The 20,222-nt window shown below is 63.9% G+C and carries 13 protein-coding genes; 9 read left to right on the top strand and 4 right to left on the bottom strand.

Going from position 1 to position 20,222, the window contains the following annotated elements; translation table 11 throughout:
- Position 1 precedes the first annotated feature (1 nt).
- The 9 genes from AC07RO_RS16600 to AC07RO_RS16640 all read left to right on the top strand — a co-directional run bounded on the left by AC07RO_RS16600 (position 2) and on the right by AC07RO_RS16640 (position 12,000).
- Positions 2 to 397, top strand: coding sequence for a hypothetical protein (locus AC07RO_RS16600; protein ID WP_346625722.1), 396 nt, complete (start codon positions 2 to 4; stop codon positions 395 to 397).
- 140 nt (positions 398 to 537) lie between these two features.
- The gene (locus AC07RO_RS16605) at positions 538 to 1,476 is read left to right on the top strand and encodes a GlxA family transcriptional regulator (protein WP_346625721.1); all 939 of its coding nucleotides are present in this window, start codon (positions 538 to 540) and stop codon (positions 1,474 to 1,476) included.
- Positions 1,477 to 1,569: 93 nt separating this feature from the next.
- Positions 1,570 to 2,544 carry a nitrilase-related carbon-nitrogen hydrolase gene (locus AC07RO_RS16610; protein ID WP_346625720.1) on the top strand — a complete coding sequence of 325 codons (975 nt, stop codon included), beginning with the start codon at positions 1,570 to 1,572 and terminating at the stop codon, positions 2,542 to 2,544.
- Between the two features lie 175 nt (positions 2,545 to 2,719).
- Positions 2,720 to 3,241 carry a winged helix-turn-helix transcriptional regulator gene (locus AC07RO_RS16615; RefSeq protein ID WP_495086590.1) on the top strand — a complete coding sequence of 174 codons (522 nt, stop codon included), beginning with the start codon at positions 2,720 to 2,722 and terminating at the stop codon, positions 3,239 to 3,241.
- 21 nt (positions 3,242 to 3,262) lie between these two features.
- The gene (locus AC07RO_RS16620; RefSeq protein WP_495086591.1) at positions 3,263 to 4,432 is read left to right on the top strand and encodes an HlyD family secretion protein; all 1,170 of its coding nucleotides are present in this window, start codon (positions 3,263 to 3,265) and stop codon (positions 4,430 to 4,432) included.
- A complete protein-coding gene (locus AC07RO_RS16625) occupies positions 4,429 to 5,994 on the top strand; it encodes a DHA2 family efflux MFS transporter permease subunit (protein ID WP_346625717.1) in 1,566 nt (521 codons plus the stop codon). Before AC07RO_RS16620 ends, AC07RO_RS16625 begins: the two co-directional genes overlap by 4 nt.
- A 20-nt stretch (positions 5,995 to 6,014) precedes the next feature.
- Complete coding sequence (locus AC07RO_RS16630) at positions 6,015 to 7,502, top strand: efflux transporter outer membrane subunit (RefSeq protein ID WP_346625716.1); 1,488 nt, start codon at positions 6,015 to 6,017, stop codon at positions 7,500 to 7,502.
- A gap of 271 nt (positions 7,503 to 7,773) precedes the next feature.
- A complete protein-coding gene (locus AC07RO_RS16635) occupies positions 7,774 to 10,338 on the top strand; it encodes a PAS domain-containing protein (RefSeq protein WP_495086621.1) in 2,565 nt (854 codons plus the stop codon).
- Positions 10,339 to 10,584: 246 nt separating this feature from the next.
- A complete protein-coding gene (locus tag AC07RO_RS16640) occupies positions 10,585 to 12,000 on the top strand; it encodes an MFS transporter (RefSeq protein WP_282371678.1) in 1,416 nt (471 codons plus the stop codon).
- Between the two features lie 261 nt (positions 12,001 to 12,261).
- Here the strand turns inward: AC07RO_RS16640 and proA are convergent, their stop codons facing one another.
- The 4 genes from proA to AC07RO_RS16660 all read right to left on the bottom strand — a co-directional run bounded on the left by proA (position 12,262) and on the right by AC07RO_RS16660 (position 20,217).
- A complete protein-coding gene (gene proA / locus AC07RO_RS16645; RefSeq protein WP_495086592.1) occupies positions 12,262 to 17,547 on the bottom strand; it encodes an anti-phage protein ProA in 5,286 nt (1,761 codons plus the stop codon).
- 179 nt (positions 17,548 to 17,726) lie between these two features.
- Positions 17,727 to 18,920, bottom strand: coding sequence for an ABC transporter substrate-binding protein (locus tag AC07RO_RS16650; RefSeq protein ID WP_495086593.1), 1,194 nt, complete (start codon positions 18,918 to 18,920; stop codon positions 17,727 to 17,729).
- Positions 18,917 to 19,921 (bottom strand): CobW family GTP-binding protein, encoded by a 1,005-nt coding sequence (locus tag AC07RO_RS16655; RefSeq protein WP_495086594.1) that lies wholly within the window; start codon positions 19,919 to 19,921, stop codon positions 18,917 to 18,919. Before AC07RO_RS16655 ends, AC07RO_RS16650 begins: the two co-directional genes overlap by 4 nt.
- On the bottom strand, positions 19,918 to 20,217 hold the full coding sequence (locus tag AC07RO_RS16660; RefSeq protein ID WP_065989066.1) for a hypothetical protein: 300 nt from the start codon (positions 20,215 to 20,217) through the stop codon (positions 19,918 to 19,920). The genes AC07RO_RS16655 and AC07RO_RS16660 overlap by 4 nt, the downstream gene beginning before the upstream one ends.
- Between the last annotated feature and the right edge of the window lie 5 nt (positions 20,218 to 20,222).

A 20,222-nucleotide genomic window follows, 5' to 3' on the forward strand; every position in this document is an offset into this window, starting at 1 on the left:
TATGAAGCTGATCTTTCGCCGACTGCTGCTTGCCAGCGCCTTGTCACTCAGCTTGACCGGCACCTCCCAGGCGGCCCCGCTGCCCATGGTGCCCACCACGAAAATCATCGCCATCGGCACGATTACACCCGGCTCGACCCAGGACGCGATCGGCGCCGTGCTGCCCCAGGAAGTCCGTGAAACCGTGCAGCTGCACCTGGACGGCAAGATCGAGCAGTGGAACGTGCGCAACGACAAACTGGGGGTGGTCTTCGTCCTGAACATGACCAGCGTCGAGGAGGCCAAAGCGATTTTCGCCAGGATGCCGCTGGACCGGGCCGGTCTTATTTCCTTCGAGTTCATTCCCGTGGGCCCCTTGTCACCGCTGTCGCTGCTGCTGGCGCCCGCGGGTCACTGAAGCGGCTGCTGTTTGACTGCCGACGGCGTCCTCACAAGGGACGCCGTTTTCGTTGGCGCGGAGGTGTGTTTAGCGTACAACCCTGATGAAGCAGCCTGCAGGTCTTGCAGGCCACCGTTCCGTTGATCAGGGCAAACGTCATGCAGACCGTGGGATTGATCCTCTACCCGGGCTTTCAGGTGCTGGGGTTGTCCATGTCCGCCACCTTTGAAGTGGCCAACCTGATGGCCGAGCGCGAGGTGTATGCCGTCAAACTGCTGTCCGAAACCGGCGGGCTGGTGCAGTCATCCGCAGGCTTCGGCGTCGACACCGAGCCCTTTGACCAACGCCGCTTCGACACGCTGTTGATCCTCGGCGACAACGTGGTCAGGCCGGCGTCCCCCGGATTGATCCAGTACATGCGCGAGGCCAGTCCGCTGACCCGTCGGGTCGGTTCGATCTGCACCGGCTCCGCGGCATTGGCCGAAGCCGGCCTACTCGCCGGGCGCCGAGTGACCACCCACTGGGCCCACGCACCGGACTTGCAGCGCCTGTATCCCGACATCCAGGTGGACGAGGACCGAATCTTCATCAACGACGGGCCGGTGTGGACCGCCGCCGGCATGAGCGCCTGCATCGATCTGGCCCTGGCGTTGGTGGAAAACGATCTGGGCAGCGAAATCACCCGTCGGGTGTCCCGGCATCTGGTGGTCTATCACCGGCGCGCCGGCGGCCAGTCGCAGTTCTCGGTCATGCAGGACCTCGACCCGAAAACCGACAGAATTCAAGCCGCGCTGACCTACGCGCGACAGCATTTGAAGACCGAGCTTTCCGTGGAGCAACTGGCCTACGTCGCCCATCTCAGCCCCCGGCAGTTCAGCCGGATTTTCCTTGCCCAAACCGGCAGATCCCCCGCCAAGGCCGTGGAAAACCTGCGCGTCGAAGCCGCCCGATTGATGATGGAAAACGGCCACAGCTCCATCGACGTCGTCGCCACCGAGACCGGCTTTGGTGATCGCGAGCGCATGCGTCGCGCCTTCATCCGTGCGTACGGCCTGCCGCCGTCGAGCTTCACCCGCCCTCATCCACAACTGAGCTGACATGACCGAAAAGGTGGCAACCACGACCTACGCCCATGGGATGTCGCCTGTAATCTGACCTCACTGAAACCCAACTCCTGTGAGGAAAGCCCCATGACCATCGTCAAAGCCGCCGCCGTACAAATTGCCCCCGTGCTCTACAGCCGAGAAGGCACCGTCGCAAAGGTGGTGCAGAAGATTCTCGAACTCGGTGAAAAAGGCGTTCAGTTCGCTGTGTTCCCGGAAACCATCGTGCCGTACTACCCCTACTTCTCCTTCGTGCAGACGCCGTTCGAAATGGGCGCCGAGCATTACAAGTTGCTCGACCAGGCCGTCACCGTTCCTTCGGCGGCCACCGACGACATCGGCAAAGCGGCCAGACAGGCCAACATGGTGGTCTCGATCGGGGTCAACGAACGCGACGGCAGCACGCTGTACAACACGCAATTGCTGTTCGACGCTGACGGCACCCTGATCCAGGCCCGTCGCAAGATTTCGCCGACTTATCACGAGCGCATGATCTGGGGCATGGGCGACGGCTCCGGCTTGCGCGCCGTGGACAGCGCAGTCGGACGAATCGGCCAACTGGCCTGCTGGGAGCACTACAACCCTCTGGCCCGCTATGCGCTGATCGAGGATGGCGAGCAGATTCACGCGTCGATGTACCCCGGCTCGTTCGCCGGCGACCTGTTCACCCGGCAGATGGAAGTCAGCATCCGCATGCACGCCCTGGAATCGGCCTGCTTCGTGGTCAACTCCACCGCCTGGCTGTACCCGGAACAGCAGGCGCAGATCATGGCCGACACCGGCACCTCGATCGACCCCATTTCCGGCGGTTGCTTCACCGCGATCATCGACCCCCAGGGGGAAATCATCGGCTCACTGACCGAAGGCGAAGGTGAAGTGATCGCCGACCTGGACCTCTGGGAGATCGACAAGCGCAAACGCCAGATGGACGGCCGCGGGCATTACAGCCGTCCGGAGATCCTCAGCCTGGTCATCGACCGCACCGCCCACAGCCACGTGCATGAACGTGCGCCGCATCCGAAGCTCGCCGAGCTGGAACAGCGCGCCGCCAGCAACGCGTAATCCGGTTTAAACGCACTTGGCGCACCGTCCATAACGACGGTGCGCTGATCGCCCCTCCTCCCGAAAAACACCCACCCGACCACCGGCGTCGTTCATTTCCCGCAGTCACTTTCATTATGAAATTCACTGTGTAATATTATGGGCATCATTCAGCATAACCGGACCGGAGAAATCCATGAAACGCGCCACCTTCCAGCCCATGCCCTGCCCCGTTGCCAACGCCCTGGAACACATCGGCGACGGCTGGAGCATGCTGATTCTGCGCGATGCCTTTTACGGCCTGCGCCGCTTCGACGACTTCATCAACAGCCTCGGCATCGCCTCCAACACCCTCACTCGCCGCCTCAATGATCTGGTCGCCCACGACCTGCTGGAACGTCGCCCTTATCAGGACAACCCGCCGCGCCACGAGTACCACCTGACCGAGGCCGGCCGTGATCTGCGTCAGGTGATTCTCACCTTGATGGCCTGGGGCGCCCGCCACTCCAACACCGGCGACAAGGTTTATCTCGCTGATCAGGAAACCGGCCAACCGGTAGACCTGGCACTGATCGACGCCAACACCGGCAAGCGCATCACCCGCGACGGCCACCGCGTGCACATCAGCCCCGATGCCGACGCGTTGACCCAATGGCGTGTACGCGCCGGTCAGGCCTACCGCGACAACGACGCACTGATCAGCCCCTTCCCTAACTGATTCCCACGAGGTCCTTTCGCCATGGACACCCACACCACGTCTGCACCGCACGCCGCTACTAGTCCCAGTGCCAGTCCAACAAACGCTTCCGAAACCTCGCCCACCGGCAAACCACCCGCTGCCTCCCGGCGCAAGAAGGTCCTGCGCCTCGGCCTGCTGGCCATCGCCGTGATCGGCGCGCTGGGTTACGCCAGCCATTGGTGGCTGACCGGGCGATTTATCGAAGACACCGATGATGCATACGTCGGCGCCGACACCACGGTCATCAGCGCCAAAGTGCCGGGCTACATCAGCGAAGTCGCGGTGCAGGACAACCAGTTCGTCAAGGCCGGGGATCTGCTGGCGCGGATTGACGTCAGGGACTATCAGGCGGCGCTGGCCAAGGCCGACGGTGCGGTGGCGGCGCAGCGAGCGACGCTGGTCAACCTGGATGCGACCGAGCAGCTGCAACAGGCGATGATCAACCAGGCCAAAGCGCAACTGGACGCCGCCGACGCGGAAACACAGCGGGCCAGCGACGACCACACCCGCTATCAGAATCTGGTGCGCACCCAGGCGGTCTCTGTCGAGAGCGCGCAACGGGTCGACGCCACCTGGAAGACGGCCCGCGCCGACCACGCCCGTGCCGAAGCCGGCCTGCTGGGCGCTCGCCGGCAGCTGGACGTGATCGAGAGCCAGCGCGGCCAGGCCCGTGCGGCACTGCAACAAGCCCAGGCCGAGCGTGATCAGGCCCAGTTGAATATCGGTTACACCGAATTGCGCGCACCGGTGGACGGTTATGTCGGCAATCGCCGCGCCCGGCTCGGCGCCTATGCCGCCGCCGGCAGCCAACTGATCTCGGTGGTCCCCGCCCAGGGATTGTGGATCGATGCCAACTTCAAGGAAGACCAACTGGCGCGCATGCAAGTGGGCCAAAGCGTCAGCGTTCGCGCGGATATCCTCCCGGGCCGCGAATTCCACGGCCACATCGAAAGCCTGGCCCCCGCGACCGGCGCGCAGTTCAGTGTGCTGCCAGCGGAAAACGCCACGGGCAACTTCACCAAGATCGTCCAGCGAGTGCCGGTGCGGATTCGCCTCGACGGCGCCGACGCACGCTTCGGGGCCCTGCGTCCGGGCCTGTCGGTGGTCGCGAAAATCGACACCGCCGAATCGCCCGAGCACAAGGACGTTGCCGTGGCGGTGCAGCCATGAACTCGCCGATGCCAACCCTGAGCACGTCGCAAAAGGTTGCCGCGTTTGCCACCATGTGTGTTGGCATGTTCATCGCGCTGATCGATATCCAGATTGTCTCCGCGTCCCTCAAGGACATCGGCGGCGGCCTCTCCGCCGGCGCCGATGACACCGCCTGGGTGCAGACCGCTTACCTGATTGCCGAAATCATCGTCATCCCCATGTCCGGCTGGCTGTCGCGGGTGATGAGCACACGCTGGCTGTTCGCCGTGTCGGCCGCGGGTTTCACCCTGACCAGCCTGCTCTGCGCCCTGGCCTGGAACATCCAGAGCATGATCGCCTTTCGTGCCTTGCAAGGGTTTCTCGGCGGCTCGATGATCCCGCTGGTGTTCACCACCGCCTTCATGTATTTCACCGGCAAGCAGCGCGTTATCGCGGCATCGACCATCGGCGCCATCGCCTCGCTGGCGCCGACACTGGGCCCGGCCGTTGGCGGCTGGATCACCGATGTTTCCTCCTGGCACTGGCTGTTCTACATCAACTTGGTGCCTGGCCTGTTTGTCACCTTCGCCGTGCCCATGCTGGTCAAGGTTGACCGGCCCAACCCGAGCTTGCTGAAGGGCGCGGACTACATCGGCATGGCGCTGATGGCGGTGTTCCTCGGCTGCCTCGAATACACCCTGGAAGAAGGCCCGCGCTGGAACTGGTTCAGCGACAGCACCATTTCCACCACAGCATGGATCGCGGCGGTCAGCGGCGGCCTGTTCATCTGGCGCTGCCTGGAGATCAAAGAGCCGATCGTGGATCTGCGCGCCCTGAAAGACCGTAACTTCGCCCTCGGCTGCCTGTTTTCGTTCATCACCGGCATCGGCATATTCGCGACGATTTACCTGACCCCGCTTTTTCTCGGCCGAGTGCGCGGCTACGGCTCCCTCGACATCGGCCTGGCGGTGTTCTCCACGGGGATCTTCCAGCTGCTGGCGATCCCGGTCTACGGCCTGCTCGCCAACCGCGTCGATTTGCGCTGGATCCTGATGTTCGGCCTGGCGCTGTTCGCCCTGTCGATGTGGGACTTCTCACCGATCACCCATGACTGGGGTGCCAAAGAGCTGTTGCTGCCCCAGGCCATTCGCGGCTTTGCCCAGCAGATGGCGGTGCCGCCGGTGGTCACGCTGACACTCGGTGCGCTGGCGCCCGACCGGCTCAAGCTGGCGTCCGGGTTGTTCAACCTGATGCGCAACCTCGGCGGCGCCATTGGCATTGCCGCCTGCGCCACCGTGCTCAATGACCGCAGCAACCTGCACTTCCTGCGTCTGGCGGAGAACCTCAACACCCGCAACGAGCCAATGAACACCTGGCTCGAACAGTTGACCGGCAGCGCGCAGACCCTCGGACAGAACAGCCTCGACGCCAGTCAGGTGGCGCTGCGGCAACTGTGGGCGCTGACCTGGCGGGAAGCACAAACCCTGACCTACGCCGACGCTTTTCTGATGATCATGGCCTGCTTCGTCGTCGCCACGCTGATGGTGCCGTTGATGCACAAGGTCAAGCCGCCGCAGCAGCCTTCGGCCGACGCCCATTGATGACATTCGAGGATATTTCGATGAAAACCCTGCTCCCCCTCATGCGTTTCCCCCTCGCGGCGCTTACCCTTGCACTGGCCCTGGTGCAGACCGGTTGCACCGTCGGCCCTGAGTATCAGCGGCCCGACGATCAGGCAGCGGCGCAGTTCATGGCCCAGGATGCCTTGCAGCATCGCGACGGCAGCCGCCCGGCGCCGGCGCTGGAAAAATGGTGGCTGGGCTTCGACGACCCGCAGCTGACGCGGCTGATCCAGACGGTGCTGGCGCAAAATCTTGACCTCGCCGCAGCCATGGCCCGGGTCGATCAAGCCCAGGCCGTGGCGGCGCAGGCCGGCGCGATCCGTTTGCCCCAGGGCAGCCTGGACGGCCAGGTCGTGCGGCAGCGTCAATCGCTGGAAAGCCCCGAGGGTCAGCTGGCCAGTCATCAGCCCGGCTACGACCGTAGCCAGACCCTGAGCACGATCAGCGCCGGCGCAAGTTGGGAGCTGGACCTCGCCGGCGGCCTGAAGCGCGGTGAACGCGCGGCGCTGGAAGATGCCCAGGCGGCGCAGGCCAGCCAGGCCGGTGTGAGAGTGTCGGTGGCAGCGGAAGCGGCGGATGCCTACCTGCGCATCCGTGGCGCTCAGCAGCGGATTCGCGTGGCCGAGCAACAGATCGGCATCCAGACCGACCTGCTCGGTCTGGTCGACAAGCGCCTCGGTCAAGGCATTGGCACCCAGCGCGAAGCGTCCCAGGCGCGAGCGGTATTGCAGCAGGCAAAAACCACGATGCCACCCCTGCGCACCGAACTCGCCGTGCAATTGAACCGCCTCGATGTGCTGATGGGGGCCGCTCCTGGCACTTATGCACGGGACCTGGCCGGCAACACGCCTCAGGACGACCGCTATCACGTGCCGCAGATCCCGGCCAACATCGCCCCCAGCGAAATGCTGCGTCGGCGCCCGGACGTGATCGCTGCAGAACGCCGACTGGCCGCCAGCAATGAACGCATCGGCCAGGCCACGGCCGAGTTCTATCCGAAGCTGTCCCTCGGCGGGCTGCTGGGTTTCAACAGCTTGCACGGCGGCTCGCTGCTGACCGATCAGGCGTTTCAGCCCCAGGCCATGCTCGGTTTGCACTGGCGGCTGTTTGATTTCGGCCGCGTCGATGCCGAGGTCGCCCAGGCCAGAGGCGCGAATGCCCAGGCCCTGGCCGAATACCGGCAGTCGATGCTGCGCGCCAGCGAAGACGTCGAGAACGCGGTGGTGACACTGGTTCAGCTGGAAAGCCAGCGGCAGGATCTGGCGCTGGAGATCTCCGCTCGCCAGGCCGCCCGCCAGGCGGCGAGTGAAGCCTATCAAGGCGGCGCGGTGAGCCTGATCGAAGTCCTCGACGAAGACAGCGAACTGCTCCGCGCCCGGGATCAAATGGCCCAGCTCAACGCCAACGACGCCCGCGCTGCCGTCGCGACCTTCCGGGCGCTGGGCGGCGGGTGGGACGCAGGCGATGCGCAGCTGTCAGCAAACTAAAAGCTCAGCCTCCAACTACAAATACTCCATACCGACCTGGCGAATCATTCCCGGCGCCGGAACCTTTATCTTGCCGCCCGAGTCTTTTCTGGAAGCCAAATTGCATTCTGCCAGCAAGCAGCGTAAAACGCTGGCCGCCGATACGTGCTGGATCAGCCGGCTGGCGCAGTCCCGGAGGGAGCATGGCGCACCTCCGACCTCAGGTCATAACGTTACGTTTGCAGGTGGAAACTTGAAGCATTTGACCCGGGAAGCCCTCGAGGCTGAAGTCATGCAGTTGCGGTCGGCGTTGAAGAAAAGTGAAGTCATGAGGCTGAACAGTCTGTGCACCGGCACACGACCGAACGATGTCGCCGGCTCGCTCGACCACACGGCCGAGCGCGCCGCCGAAGAGGTTGCCGAGCAAGCGATCGAAGACGCTCAGGTCCGCTACCGCCTCGCGGTAAAAGCCACCAACGATGCGATCTGGGACTGGGACCTCAAGGAAAACCATGTCCTGTGGAACGACGCCCTGGAACGGGTCTACGGGCATCCGATCGCCACGGTCGAAATGACCGGCGACTGGTGGATTGCGCAGATTCACCCCGATGACAGGCAGCGCATCGTCACCTCGATCCATGACGTGATCGACGGCGGGCAGACCGGCTGGAGTGAGGAGTATCGGTTTCGCCGGGTGGACGGCACCTACGCTCAGGTCCTCGACCGTGGCCACGTCATCCGCGACGTTCAAGGCAACGCGGTGCGCATGATCGGCGCCATGCTCGACCTCACGCCGATTCGTGACACCGAGGCTGCACTGCGGCAGAGCGAGGAGCGTTTCAGGACGATTCTGGAAACGGTCGAAGCCGCCTTTGCCATCGTTCAGGTCAAGTTCGATGCCAATGACTACCCGATCGACTATTGCTTCCTCGAAGCCAACCCGGCCTTCGAACGTGAGGCCGGGGTCAACCTGCGCGGGAAATGGGTCCGGGAGTTTGCCCCGGACCTGGAACAATTCTGGTTCGATACCTACGGACGGGTTGCCAAAACCCGCGTGCCGGCCACCTTCGAAAGCTACGCCAAAGCCTTCCAGCGCTGGTTTGACGTGCGCGCCGTCCCCGTTGGCGATCCCGCCGAATGTCAGATTGCGATCATCTTCAACGACGTGACGGGGCGGCGTGATGCCGAGGAGCGTCTGCGCCAGAGCGAAGCCATCGCCCGCGCGAACGTCGAGCGGGTGCAGCTGGCCCTGGCCGCCGGGGCCATTTTCGGCACCTGGCACTGGGACTTGCCCAGCAACAGTTTCACCGTCGATGAAGCGTTCGCCCGGGCCTTCGGCCTCGACCCGATGCTGGGTTACGAAGGCCTCAGCCTTGAGCAAGTGGTGGCGACCGTGCATCCGGAAGACCGGGCGGGCCTGATGACGGCAATCGACGAGGCCATCCGTCGCGGCGGCGCCTACGCCCATCAATACCGGGTCCGTCGGGCGGACGGCAAATACTACTGGATCGAGGCAAACGGGCGCGTCAACTTCAGCGAGGACGGTGTTCCCCTCAGCTTTCCGGGCGTGCTGATCGACGTCGAGGAGCGGCGTTCGGTCGAAGCCCAGCGCGACCTGGCAACCGCGGCCCTGCGTACCCTCAATGAGACCCTGGAACAGCGCGTGGCGGAACGCACCGCCGCGTTGATGCAGACCGAGGAAAAGCTGCGCCAGTCACAGAAAATGGAAGCCGTGGGGCAACTCACGGGCGGGCTTGCCCATGACTTTAATAACTTGCTCGCGGGCATCTCGGGCTCGCTGGAGTTGTTGAGTGCGCGGTTTGCTCAAGGTCGTCTGACGGATGTCGACCGCTACCTGACGACGGCCCAGGGCGCGACCAAACGGGCGGCTGCCCTGACCCACCGATTACTGGCGTTCTCCCGCCAGCAAACCCTGGATCCCCGGCCCACCGAGATCAACAGCCTTGTCGAGGGCATGACCGAGCTGATCCAGCGCACCGTGGGCCCCAGCATCAGCGTGCAGACCGTTGGCTCGCCGGACAGCTGCGTGGCACTGGTCGATGCGAGCCAGCTGGAAAATGCGTTGCTGAATCTGTGTATTAACTCGCGGGACGCCATGCAGGACGGCGGCAGCATTACCATCGAAACCCGCTGTCAGTTCGTGGGAACAGCGGAAGCACCGCTGCTGGAGGTCCCCGAGGGCGAATACCTGACCCTCAGCGTGACCGACACCGGAACGGGCATGCCAGCCAACGTCGTGGCGAAGGCTTTCGACCCCTTCTTCACCACCAAACCCATCGGTCAGGGCACTGGCCTGGGCCTCTCGATGATTTATGGTTTCGCCAAGCAATCCGGGGGGCAGGTTCGTATCGCCTCGGTGGTCGGACAAGGGACCACGCTGTCCATCTACCTCCCCCGCTACCACGGAACGCCCAGCGTAAATGAGCTGTACGAACCAGATGCCGCGGCCTCGACAGCGGGCATCGGCGAAACAATTCTGGTCGTCGATGATGAACCCACGGTGCGCATGCTGGTGACCGAGGTCCTGGCTGAACTCGGCTACACCCTCTTGGAAGCGACGGACAGTGCCAGTGGCCTGAATCTGCTTCGCTCCGACATGCGCATCGACATGCTCGTCACCGATGTAGGCCTGCCCGGTGGCATGAACGGACGCCAGATGGCAGACGCTGCGCGCCTGGTGCGTCCGGGCCTGCGGACATTGTTCATCACCGGCTACGCGGAGGGGGCGGCGATCGGTGCCGGGCAGCTCGAGCCTGGCATGCATGTGCTCATCAAGCCTTTCGGCATCGAGACACTGGCCGCCCGCGTGCGTGAACTCATGAACACGCCGATCTGATAGACCGATCTGATAGTCAGCCCGGCGGCATGACCCGATCAGGCTGACGCGGACCTTTGGGCCACACCTCACGGTTTTTCCGAAAAGCCAGCGCCTCCCCGGGTGACATCTGAAGCCTGATGAGCATGGGGCGGCGATGTTTCGCGTGCAAACATTGACAGCCTGCTGAAACGCTCGCTATACCTACAGCGTTGTACGACGACAGACGATCACAATCGATAACCCCAATAATAAAAAAGTGATGCCATGATCCCGAACGAGTCTACCCACCCCCAAAGCATTACCCAGGCGGCCACCCGGTCCGTCGGCAAATACCGCTGGACGATCTGCGCGCTGCTGTTTTTCGCCACCACAGTCAACTACCTGGACCGTCAGGTGCTCAGCCTGCTGGCACCGGAGCTGTCCACGACGTTTGGCTGGAGCAACACCGACTATGCCAACATCGCTTCGGTGTTTCAGTTCGTCTACGCGATCTCGATGATTTTCGCCGGGCGTCTGGTCGACAGGATTGGCACCAAAACCGCGTTCGTGGTGGCCATCAGTGTCTGGTCCACCGGCGCGGTCATGCACGCGTTTGCAGTGCCGCTGGGACAAGGCATTGGCGCGATCACCACCGCCCTGGGATTCGCCGCCATTCCGGTGTCCATTGCCGGTTTCATGCTGTCACGGGCCGTGCTGGCGGTTGGCGAGGCCGGTAACTTTCCGATTGCGATCAAAGCGGTCGCCGAATACTTCCCGAAAAAAGAGCGCTCGTTCGCCACCGGCATCTTCAACTCAGGCGCCAACGTTGGCGCGATCACGGCGCCCATTTGCGTGCCGCTGATCGCGGCATTCTGGGGCTGGGAATCGGCGTTCATCGTGGTCGGCCTGCTGGGTTTTGTCTGGCTGGGCGTGTGGATGGCGCTGTACGAAAAGCCGGATCAGCAAAAACGCCTGACGGCCGAAGAACTGGCCTATATCCGTAGTGACGAGGTCGAGCACGTCAAGGCGGCCCCGCTGCCGGGCGCGCCTGCGGTCAAGGTCTCCTGGTTCAAATTGCTCACCTATCGCCAGACGTGGGCGTTTGCCTTCGGCAAGTTCATGACCGACGGCGTGTGGTGGTTTTTCCTGTTCTGGCTGCCGACCTACCTGTCGGCGCAGTACGGGATGAAAGGCCAGGCCATCGTGCTTCCGCTGTTCGTGCTGTACAGCATGACCATGGTCGGCAGCATTGGCGGCGGCTGGTTCCCGAGCTACTTCATGGCCCGCGGTGACAAGCCTTATGACGGCCGGATGAAGGCCATGCTGGTGATCGCGCTGTTCCCGCTGGTGGTGCTGTTGGCGCAACCGTTCGGCTATATCAGCTTTTGGGTGCCCGTCCTGTTGATCGGCATCGGCGCGTCCGCACACCAGGCGTGGTCCTGCAACATCTTCACCACCGTCTCCGACATGTTTCCGCAGAAAACCGTGGCGTCGGTGGTCGGCATCGGCGGCATGGCGGGCGGCCTGGGCGGCGTGGTCATGACCAAGATCGGCGGCTGGGTATTCGACTACTACAAGTCGATCAACGACATTCACACCGGCTACATGATCATGTTCGCGATCTGCGCCCTCGCCTACCTGGTGGCGTGGAGTGTGATGAAGACGCTGGTACCGCGCCACAAAGAGATCACTGACCTTTAACCAGTCGGACGAAGCCAGGCCCCCCCATAAACCGGGGCTGAAGCAACAATGTGGGACCGGCTTCAGCCGGGAAGGCGTCAGGGGCCACACCGTAAAAGTGAGGGCGATCGCACTGGCCTCTTCCCGGCTGAAGCCGGTCCCACTAAAAGACCGCGTGCGGTCAGTGAGATGCTGACGATCAGGCGCCTCTGTTACCTCGACTGACCGCCAGCATTGAGCAAGTAAAACCAGGGTCTGCTAAGACGGGCCCCGGAGATCAATCTAACCAATCGGGGTTTCATTCACCTCGTCGTCAGCCTCAGGTTCCGTTAACGCTGTGAAGTCGACCAGGAGCGGCGCGGTGACGGCCTCATCGGCCCGTTCGGCAGCGCCGTCCCGTCGCGATTCAGCCAGCAGGTCGTTCAGCGCCACGTGCAGCTTCTGCAACGCCCCTTCCTTATCCACCCACCAGTCGGTGGACCACAGCCGCAGCAGGTTCCAGCCCAGGCCGGTGAGAATCGCCCCGCGCACTTTGTCCCGGTCCCGCGCCGTGGCAGCGCTGTGATAGGTGGCGCCGTCGCACTCAACACCCGCCAGATAATCGCCCGGGCGGTCCGGGTGAACGATGCCCAGATCGATGCGGAAACGTGACACGCCGATCTGCGGAACGACCTGCCAGCCCAAACGCCTCAGCCCTTGCGCGACGGCTTCTTCGAACGGCGAGTCGTAACCGCCCACCGAGCCCTGAACCGCCTCGGCCAGCGCCTTCGGACCACGCTGAGCAAACTCGATGAAGTGCTTCAGATCGCGCACGGCCCGGGCGTTGGTGCGGTTGAGGTCAATCATCGACGGATCGAACGAGGTGAACACCAGCATTTCCCGGCGGGACCGGGTGATGGCGACGTTGAGCCGGCGCCATCCGCCGTCCTTGTTGAGCGGCCCGAAGTTCATAGACATCACCGGCGCACCGGGTTCGGTGGGGCCATAACCAATGCCCAGCATAATCAGGTCACGCTCGTCGCCCTGGACGGTCTCTAGGTTCTTGACCACCACCGGCTCGGTCTGGGTGTCCTGGAAGAACGGCTCGATCTGCGGGTATTGCTTGCGGGCCGCGTCCAGCAGGTCGTTGATCAGTTTCTGCTGGTCGGAGTTGAGGGTGATGATGCCGATGGAATACCCCGCCGCCACGAACGCGGGGTCGGTGAGGCGCTTGACGGTTTCATCGACGATGGCCTGGGCTTCGGCCTGGTTGTAACGCCCCTTGCCCTTGGCGTACACGCCCTCGACCTTGCGCCACTCGACGGCGCTGGCGCGGGTTTCCGCGGCCGGGAAAGTGATCAGATTGCTGTCGTAGTAACGGTGATTGGAGAAGGCAATCAGGCTTTCATGGCGACTGCGGTAGTGCCAGCTAAGACTGTGGCTCGGCACCCCTGCCCCCAGGCATTCGTCGAGGATGCTTTCCATGTCTTCGGCGGTGTCGTCGTCGCCGGCATTCGGGCCACGGTTGAAGAAGTTGGTCGGCGGCATCTGCCGAGGGTCACCGGCGATGATCACCTGCTTGCCCCGGGCAATCGAACCGATGGCGTCCCACGGCGCGATTTGCGACGCCTCATCGAAGATCACCAGATCGAACGGCGGTTGGTCGGCGGGCAGGAACTGGGCAATCGACAACGGGCTCATGAGCATGCAAGGGGCCAGGCGATTCAGCGCATCGCCCATCTCGATCGCCAGCTGCCGGACCGGTTTGTGCCGGCGGGACTTCTGCAATTCGTGCTTGAGGATGGCGAAGCCGCTGCTCTTGGGAATGTCATTCTTGGACGGAATCAAGCCGCAGAGCTTGGCGCGGATATAGCGCACCGTGAGTTTCGCCAGCTCGTCGTCCAGACGCACGAAGGCGCCGATGTCGCTCATGTGCTCGGCCGCCACGAAATTGCGCAGCAAGGGTTCGCCGTCGATGCCCTGGGTCGCGAACCAGTGGGCATAAGCCGTGACGAAGGTGTCCTCTGCAGCGGACGGCAACAGGCTGCCGGTTTCCAGTGCCTGAGCCAGAGTGGCCAGGCCGGCCTCAGTTGCCTGTTGGCGCACCCGGCACCAGTCGCACCACGCCTTGAGCTGCTCTTCGTGCTGCTGGATGGCGAGTGACGTGGTCCGAAGAACGGCCACGCTCGGGTGAGTCTCGGTGGCCGTGCCGGCTAGGCCGGCGAACGACCGCGCCGCTTCCTCAAAGCGCGACAGCGCCTGCTGCAACGTCAAGCAGGCGGAAGCGATTTGGCCGCTCGGCGCCAACATGTCGTTCGCCTCGATCACCAGACGCGCCACGGCGCCGCGCAAGGCAACCAAGTGCTCGGGTGATTCCGCCAGCCCGATCAGCATGCCGCGCAGACGCTCGGCCAAGGTCACGGCCTGCAGCGTTCGCACCGGGTCGCTGGTCATGCCTTTCCAGCCGGGCATCGATTGCATGTCGCTGGCCAACCCGTCCAGCTCCAGTAGCTGAGCCTGCAGGCGTTCAAAAATGGCGAGGTCGCCCAAGGTGTCCGGCAGGCCCGCCGCGCCACCCAGAGAGGCCAGCTTCTTCGCCACCTTTTTCTTGGCAAACGTCGCCAGAAACCAGAACTTGCCCTCGGCTTCATGCCACTCGGTGCGCAGTTGCGCGACCGGCACACGACGGCACGCTTCATCGGCGTAATCCAGAGACAGGGTTTCTTCAAGCTCCCGATAGCTCTCGATCAACTGGCAACTGCGCCGGGCTGCTTCGATGCGCGCGGCAGCATCGGGTGCAAAAGCAAATGACAGGTTCAGCCCGTGGGATTCAAGGATCAGGGCAACCAGCTCATGCAGCTGCTGGACCTGCGCCACTTCAGCGACCGGCAACGGCACGTGGGTCAGACCCAGGAGCCGCTCGCTGGCGGCGTTCAACTGATCAAGGGCTTGGGGAATCTCACGGGCGACGCTGGCGATCTGTGCCTGCCAGGCGTTCGACCATTGCGTCTGCGCCAGGGCGCCGAACTTGCCTGACAGCTCGCGGGCGGCGCTGCCGTTGAGTCCCAGGCGACGGGCGAGATCCAGCAACCCGGCGTACTCGGTTCCATCGTGTTCCGTGCCCGTTTCCCAGCTCATTCTTGGCGTCTGAGCGCTGTGGTCGCGAACCACCCGACCGATGGACTGATGCAAGGTCAGGCCGTTATCCCAGCGTCGGTGCAGCACGTCGACCAGTTGATTGAGCCGTGAGCGCAGGGTCTGCAACCGGGCGGCTTCCCGCTCCCATTCCTCGGCGCTCAACGCTTCACTCACGTCCCAGGCGCGGTCCAGCTGCTTGAGCACTTCAACCTTGGACGCCTTGCTGGAATGCAGCTCCAGACAGAACTCGCCAAGGCCCTTTTCAGCCAAACGACGGAATACCACGTCAAGGGCGGCGCGTTTCTCTGCCACGAACAGCACACGCCGGCCGAGGGCCAGGTTGTGGGCGATCATGTTGGCGATGGTCTGGGATTTGCCGGTGCCGGGTGGCCCGTCCATGACGAAGCTGTGGGTGTTGGCCGACGCCACCACCGCGGCCACTTGCGACGAGTCGGCCGGCAAGGGGGCGAACAGCTGCGCCGGCGTGACGGTCGCATCCAGACGCTCGGGGCGGGGAAATTCGGCCGAACTGGAAAAGCCTTCACCCGCTCCTTCACCCGCTGCGTCGGGGTCCAGCAGATGCTTGACCAGAGGGCTTTGCAGCAGCTGCGCCGCGTTGGCGTTCAGGTCTTTCCACATCAGGTATTTGGCAAACGAGAAGGTGCCCAGCACCAGCTCGGTGCTGACCTCGAAGCCGGGTACATCGCGCACCGCCCGGCGCACGCTGTTCCAGATACCGGCCACATCAATGCCGCTGCCATCGCTGGGCAGCTCACCGTCCAGCCAGGGAATCACCAGCTCGAAGTCGTGGCGCAGCAGCTCAAGCAAAGTCAGGTTGAAGCGCGGTTCCTCGTCGAGCAGGCTCAGGGTGACGCCGGACAAGGCGCTTTTGCGCTCCAGTTTCACCGGCAGCAAAATCAACGGCGCGGAATAGGTTTTCGGGTCGTCGACGCTTTTCTTCCACTTCAGGAAGCCGATGGCCAGGAACAGCGTGTTGGCACCGCCTTCCTCGATATCGCTGCGGGCCTTGCGGAACAGGTCGATCAGCGTGGCTTCCAGCTTGACCTTCTCCAGACTGGCGAGGACTTCGCCGCGCGCCAGTGCCTGACGGGCCACCTCGTCGACCAGGCTTTCGTTGTTCTGCTGTTCATACAGGGCCTCATCGCGGCCGCTGCTTTTCAAATCGGGGACGGCCACCACGCGAATGCGCTGGCCGCTGGAGAGCAGGTCTTCAAGGGCCGCCGGATCGGGGCATAGCAGACGCACGCCCTTGGCGCTGTCAGGCAAATGCAGCAGACGATTCCGGGTGGTCAGATCGAGCAGTTTGCGTTGCCACAGGGTAAGTTTTCCGGCCGGCCCCGAGGCGTCTTCATTGATCTCGACATCGAACCCCGGCAGCGAGGGCGCTTCTTCCAGCCCTTCCGCCACGGGCGGTGCTTCCTCGGCGCCATCGACTGGAACAACCGCTGACACCAGCGCCATCGGACGGATCTTCTGCATCCGGGCGCGGTGCACGTCGATGGCCATGATGAACTGCTCATCGTCGAGTTCCCGCTCGGCGGCGGCCACCGCCCGGGAAAAACTCGGCGCGGGTGCCTGGGTCGCGAGGGTCGTCTCGAACACCAGCATTTCTTTCAGGTCGAGACGCTTGCGCACCGCCGACGCTTCATCGGTCAGCAACTGGGAAAATTCTTGCGGCTGCAACCAGACGCCGGCGAATGCGTGACCCTTGGTCATGACCAGCAACGCATTCAAACCGGCCTGCTCCAGCGCTGCCGCGAACAGCAACGCGGTGTCGAGGCAGGTCGCGACGCCGTTTTCCAGCACCACGCTCGGTGGCCTGATCTTCTGGCCCTGCTGCTCGAAACTGGCGGGTGGCAACGCATAGCTCAGTTGAAAGCTGCACACCCCCGACCAGATGGCGGAAGCCAGTTCCCAGGTGCGCGTGCGGGATTTGCTTTCGTAGCCGTCGATGCCGTCTTTCTTGCCGGCACGGCGCAGGACTTGCGAGGCGGCTTTGAGCACCCGGTCCACTGCGGGGTCATTGGGCATGCAGAACGCGGCGAGCAATTCCGGCATCGCGCTCAGACCGCCCCATTCGGTGCGGGCCAGCAGCTCGGTGGGGAAGCGCTGTTCGACGAGCACCGTTTCGCCCTGGGACACGCGCAACACCACGTCGGCGTTCAGGCTTTCGGTCAGACCGGACAGGTATCCGGCGTTCAGCTTGATGTCGCGATCAGGGATGCCGAGGCGATCACCGGCGTGGATGCGGTCAATATTCCAGCTTCGGCTTTCAACGAACTCCGGGTCGGTGCTCAGGGTCAGCACCAGGTCTTCGAGGGTGGTTTCTTCCTGGTTCCAGAGGCTCAATTCACGCACGAGGGGAACGGCATTCTGGTGGGAGGCGAAGCCGATCTTGCGGGCGATCAGCGCGTCAATCTTGATGTTCATTCACAGGATCCTGAAGCTACGAGCGCTGGCCCCATGAGGGGCGCGCCAAATGGCGCCTATAGTCCATGAGTAATCGCCGGTTGTGAATGTGTTTATCGGTCAATCAGCCCGCCGGGCATTTTGCAGGGACGCTGGCGCAGCGGTCCGCCACGCCCCGGCTTGCGGCCCGCGCGAGGGCTTCACTGCCTGCGCGAGCCCTTGCTGCCGGCCCGGGAGATGTCCCCCCAGCGGCGCACCAGGTAGTTGTGCTCATCCATGACCGCATTCCACACCGCGATGTGGCCCATGCGCTGCTCGTAGGAGCCGCCATCGCGCACTTCGCCGATGTCGATCAGCGGCAGGCCGTCGCTGCCCATGAGTTGTTCCCGGGCGGGCAGTCCGGCGTACCAGTAATCCCACTCGGCCGCGCTCAGGTGTTCGCGGCTGCGGGCCGGGTTGCCGATGTAATAACCCTGGCGGGCCATCACCGCCCCGGGCCAGCCGGACAGCCACCAGTTGAGGTAGGCGTAGGCCGCATCGAGTACCTCGCCTTTGGCATGGCGCGACAGGGACAACCCGCCGAACCAGCCGCGATAACCCTCGCGCGGGACGGCGACGCGGTATTTCACGCCGGCCCGATGCAAGCGCACCAGGGTCGGCGACCATAAGCTCTGGATGTCGATTGTCGGATGCAACATCAGCTCCGCCGCTTCTTCATCGTCTGACCAGAACGCGCCGAACATGCCCTGCCCCTGCTTGCGCACGAGGATGTCGGCCAGCACGTCGATCTCTTCGATGCTCAGGTTGCCGATGTCGCGGAACTGCGCCAGCCCTGCGCCTTGCACGGCGAGCGCGGCGTCGAGTGCGCCGATGGCCGCGTCACTTTGCAGGGCCACCCGCCCGCACCAGGCCGGATCGACCAGCCAGCCCCAGCTCTCGTCCGCCGAGCTGAAGCCGGCGGGAAGGCGCTCGGGACGATAGGCGAAACTGTCGGCGTTATGGGTCAGCGGCAACATGCTGATCCGTTCGCTCACCGCGCTGCCGAGGCTGCCGTCGTGCTGCACAAAAAGGCGCTCGCTGGGCACGCTGCCGCTGCCGAGGCGGTCACTGGCCGACAGCCTGCCGCGTTTGGGCAGGTCGTTGATTTCGTGCCACAGGGCAACACGGCGGGTGTCGATGGGCTGAATGGCGCGGGCGGGCCAGACGAAATCCACGTTGTGGAACCACTGGTCATAGAGGTCGTAACTGTCGGGCTGCATGACCGCGATGCGCTGGGCGGTCTGCACGTCATGCACCTGATAGACCAGCTTGATACCGAGGTCTGCTTCGGCGCGAACCCGCAGGGATTCAAGCAGCGTCACCGAAGTGCCCAGTACCCTCAGCGTCACGGTCATGCCAGCGCTTCCCGGGGCGCCGGCGCCAGGCGTTCACTGAACACCTCGAACGAGCGGCGCAGCAGCGCGGTGTCCAGCCCGCGCACGATGAATACCAGCCGCGAACGATGGTCGTCGCCGGGCCATGAAGGCAGGTGCACCGGCGCGTGCAGACAATGCTGCACGCCATGGATGACGACGGGGGCGTGGCTGTTGTTCACGTTGAGCAGTCCTTTGACGCGCAGGATTCGTTCGCCGTGGCATCTTAGCAGCATGGACAGCCAGACCCCGAAGGCGACCCAATCCAGCGGGCGTTCAAAGGTCAGGCAGCAGACCTGCGCCTCACCGTGGCGGGCGGCTGTCGAGCGCACGCCCATTAATTGCCAGCGCGCGACCTCCTGGGCGGGATCACTGCTGTGCAGCCCGTCACCGAGCAGCAGTTGGTCGCCGCTCTGAATGGCATCCGTGGTCATCACAGGCGCGGGATTGATCGACTGCAAACGCCGCTGCAACGCCTGCAGCGCGTCTTCGTCGGCGACGTCGGTCTTGCTGATCAGCAGCCGGTCGGCAGCGGCGACCTGGGCCATCCATTCCGGGTGCAGGCGTTCCTGCAGCGCGGCATGGCTGGCGTCGACCACGGTGACTACCAACCCGATATGCACACGGCCGCGGAGGTGCGGGTCATTGTTGATCGTCGCCAGAATGGGCGCAGGGTCGGCCAGGCCCGTGGTTTCCAGGAGGATGCGTCGAAACGCCGGCACTTCACCCCGCGCCCGGCGCTGGAGCAAGTCGGTCAACGCGTCGCGCAATTCGCCCCGAATCGAACAACAGACGCAGCCGCTGGGCAGCAGGACGGTGTCCGGCGCCACCTCTTCCACCAGCAGGTGATCAATGCCGACGTCACCGAACTCATTGATCAGCAGCGCCGTGTCGCCGAGGGTTTCGCCCTGCAGCAGGCGCTTGAGCAAGGTGGTCTTGCCGCTGCCGAGAAAACCGGTGATGACGTTCAGCGCGATGCTCATGGGTGCTGCTCCAGGTGGTCCAGCAGTCGTTCATCCAGCGGATCCAGCGGGCGTCCGATCAACTGCTCGGCCCGTTGCCACAATTGATCGAGGCCGCTTGCCAGTTCCTGCTTGCCGGTGGCGCCGAGCAGGAGGTAGGAGACGCCCTGAAAGTCCTCGACCTTCAGGCGGAACGGCGCGACCACCTTGTTGATCGCGGCAATCCGGCGCAGGCGTTCGCGGCGACGGGGCAGTTCGTCGCCCAGCGGGTCGCTCCAGTGCACGTCTTCGCCCAGCAGGCCGCAGAGTCCACACATGGTCT

The organism is Pseudomonas sp. GW821-FHT07F05, from assembly GCF_059418765.1.

What these genes read in the sequence shown, in the direction of transcription:
- AC07RO_RS16600 (WP_346625722.1), top strand. Translation starts at nt 2, where the DNA reads ATGAAGCTGATCTTTCGCCGACTGCTGCTTGCCAGCGCCTTGTCACTC.
- AC07RO_RS16605 (WP_346625721.1), top strand. Translation starts at nt 538, where the DNA reads ATGCAGACCGTGGGATTGATCCTCTACCCGGGCTTTCAGGTGCTGGGG.
- AC07RO_RS16610 (WP_346625720.1), top strand. Translation starts at nt 1,570, where the DNA reads ATGACCATCGTCAAAGCCGCCGCCGTACAAATTGCCCCCGTGCTCTAC.
- AC07RO_RS16615 (WP_495086590.1), top strand. Translation starts at nt 2,720, where the DNA reads ATGAAACGCGCCACCTTCCAGCCCATGCCCTGCCCCGTTGCCAACGCC.
- AC07RO_RS16620 (WP_495086591.1), top strand. Translation starts at nt 3,263, where the DNA reads ATGGACACCCACACCACGTCTGCACCGCACGCCGCTACTAGTCCCAGT.
- AC07RO_RS16625 (WP_346625717.1), top strand. Translation starts at nt 4,429, where the DNA reads ATGAACTCGCCGATGCCAACCCTGAGCACGTCGCAAAAGGTTGCCGCG.
- AC07RO_RS16630 (WP_346625716.1), top strand. Translation starts at nt 6,015, where the DNA reads ATGAAAACCCTGCTCCCCCTCATGCGTTTCCCCCTCGCGGCGCTTACC.
- AC07RO_RS16635 (WP_495086621.1), top strand. Translation starts at nt 7,774, where the DNA reads ATGCAGTTGCGGTCGGCGTTGAAGAAAAGTGAAGTCATGAGGCTGAAC.
- AC07RO_RS16640 (WP_282371678.1), top strand. Translation starts at nt 10,585, where the DNA reads ATGATCCCGAACGAGTCTACCCACCCCCAAAGCATTACCCAGGCGGCC.
- proA (WP_495086592.1), bottom strand. Translation starts at nt 17,547, where the DNA reads ATGAACATCAAGATTGACGCGCTGATCGCCCGCAAGATCGGCTTCGCC.
- AC07RO_RS16650 (WP_495086593.1), bottom strand. Translation starts at nt 18,920, where the DNA reads ATGACCGTGACGCTGAGGGTACTGGGCACTTCGGTGACGCTGCTTGAA.
- AC07RO_RS16655 (WP_495086594.1), bottom strand. Translation starts at nt 19,921, where the DNA reads ATGAGCATCGCGCTGAACGTCATCACCGGTTTTCTCGGCAGCGGCAAG.
- AC07RO_RS16660 (WP_065989066.1), bottom strand. Translation starts at nt 20,217, where the DNA reads ATGTGTGGACTCTGCGGCCTGCTGGGCGAAGACGTGCACTGGAGCGAC.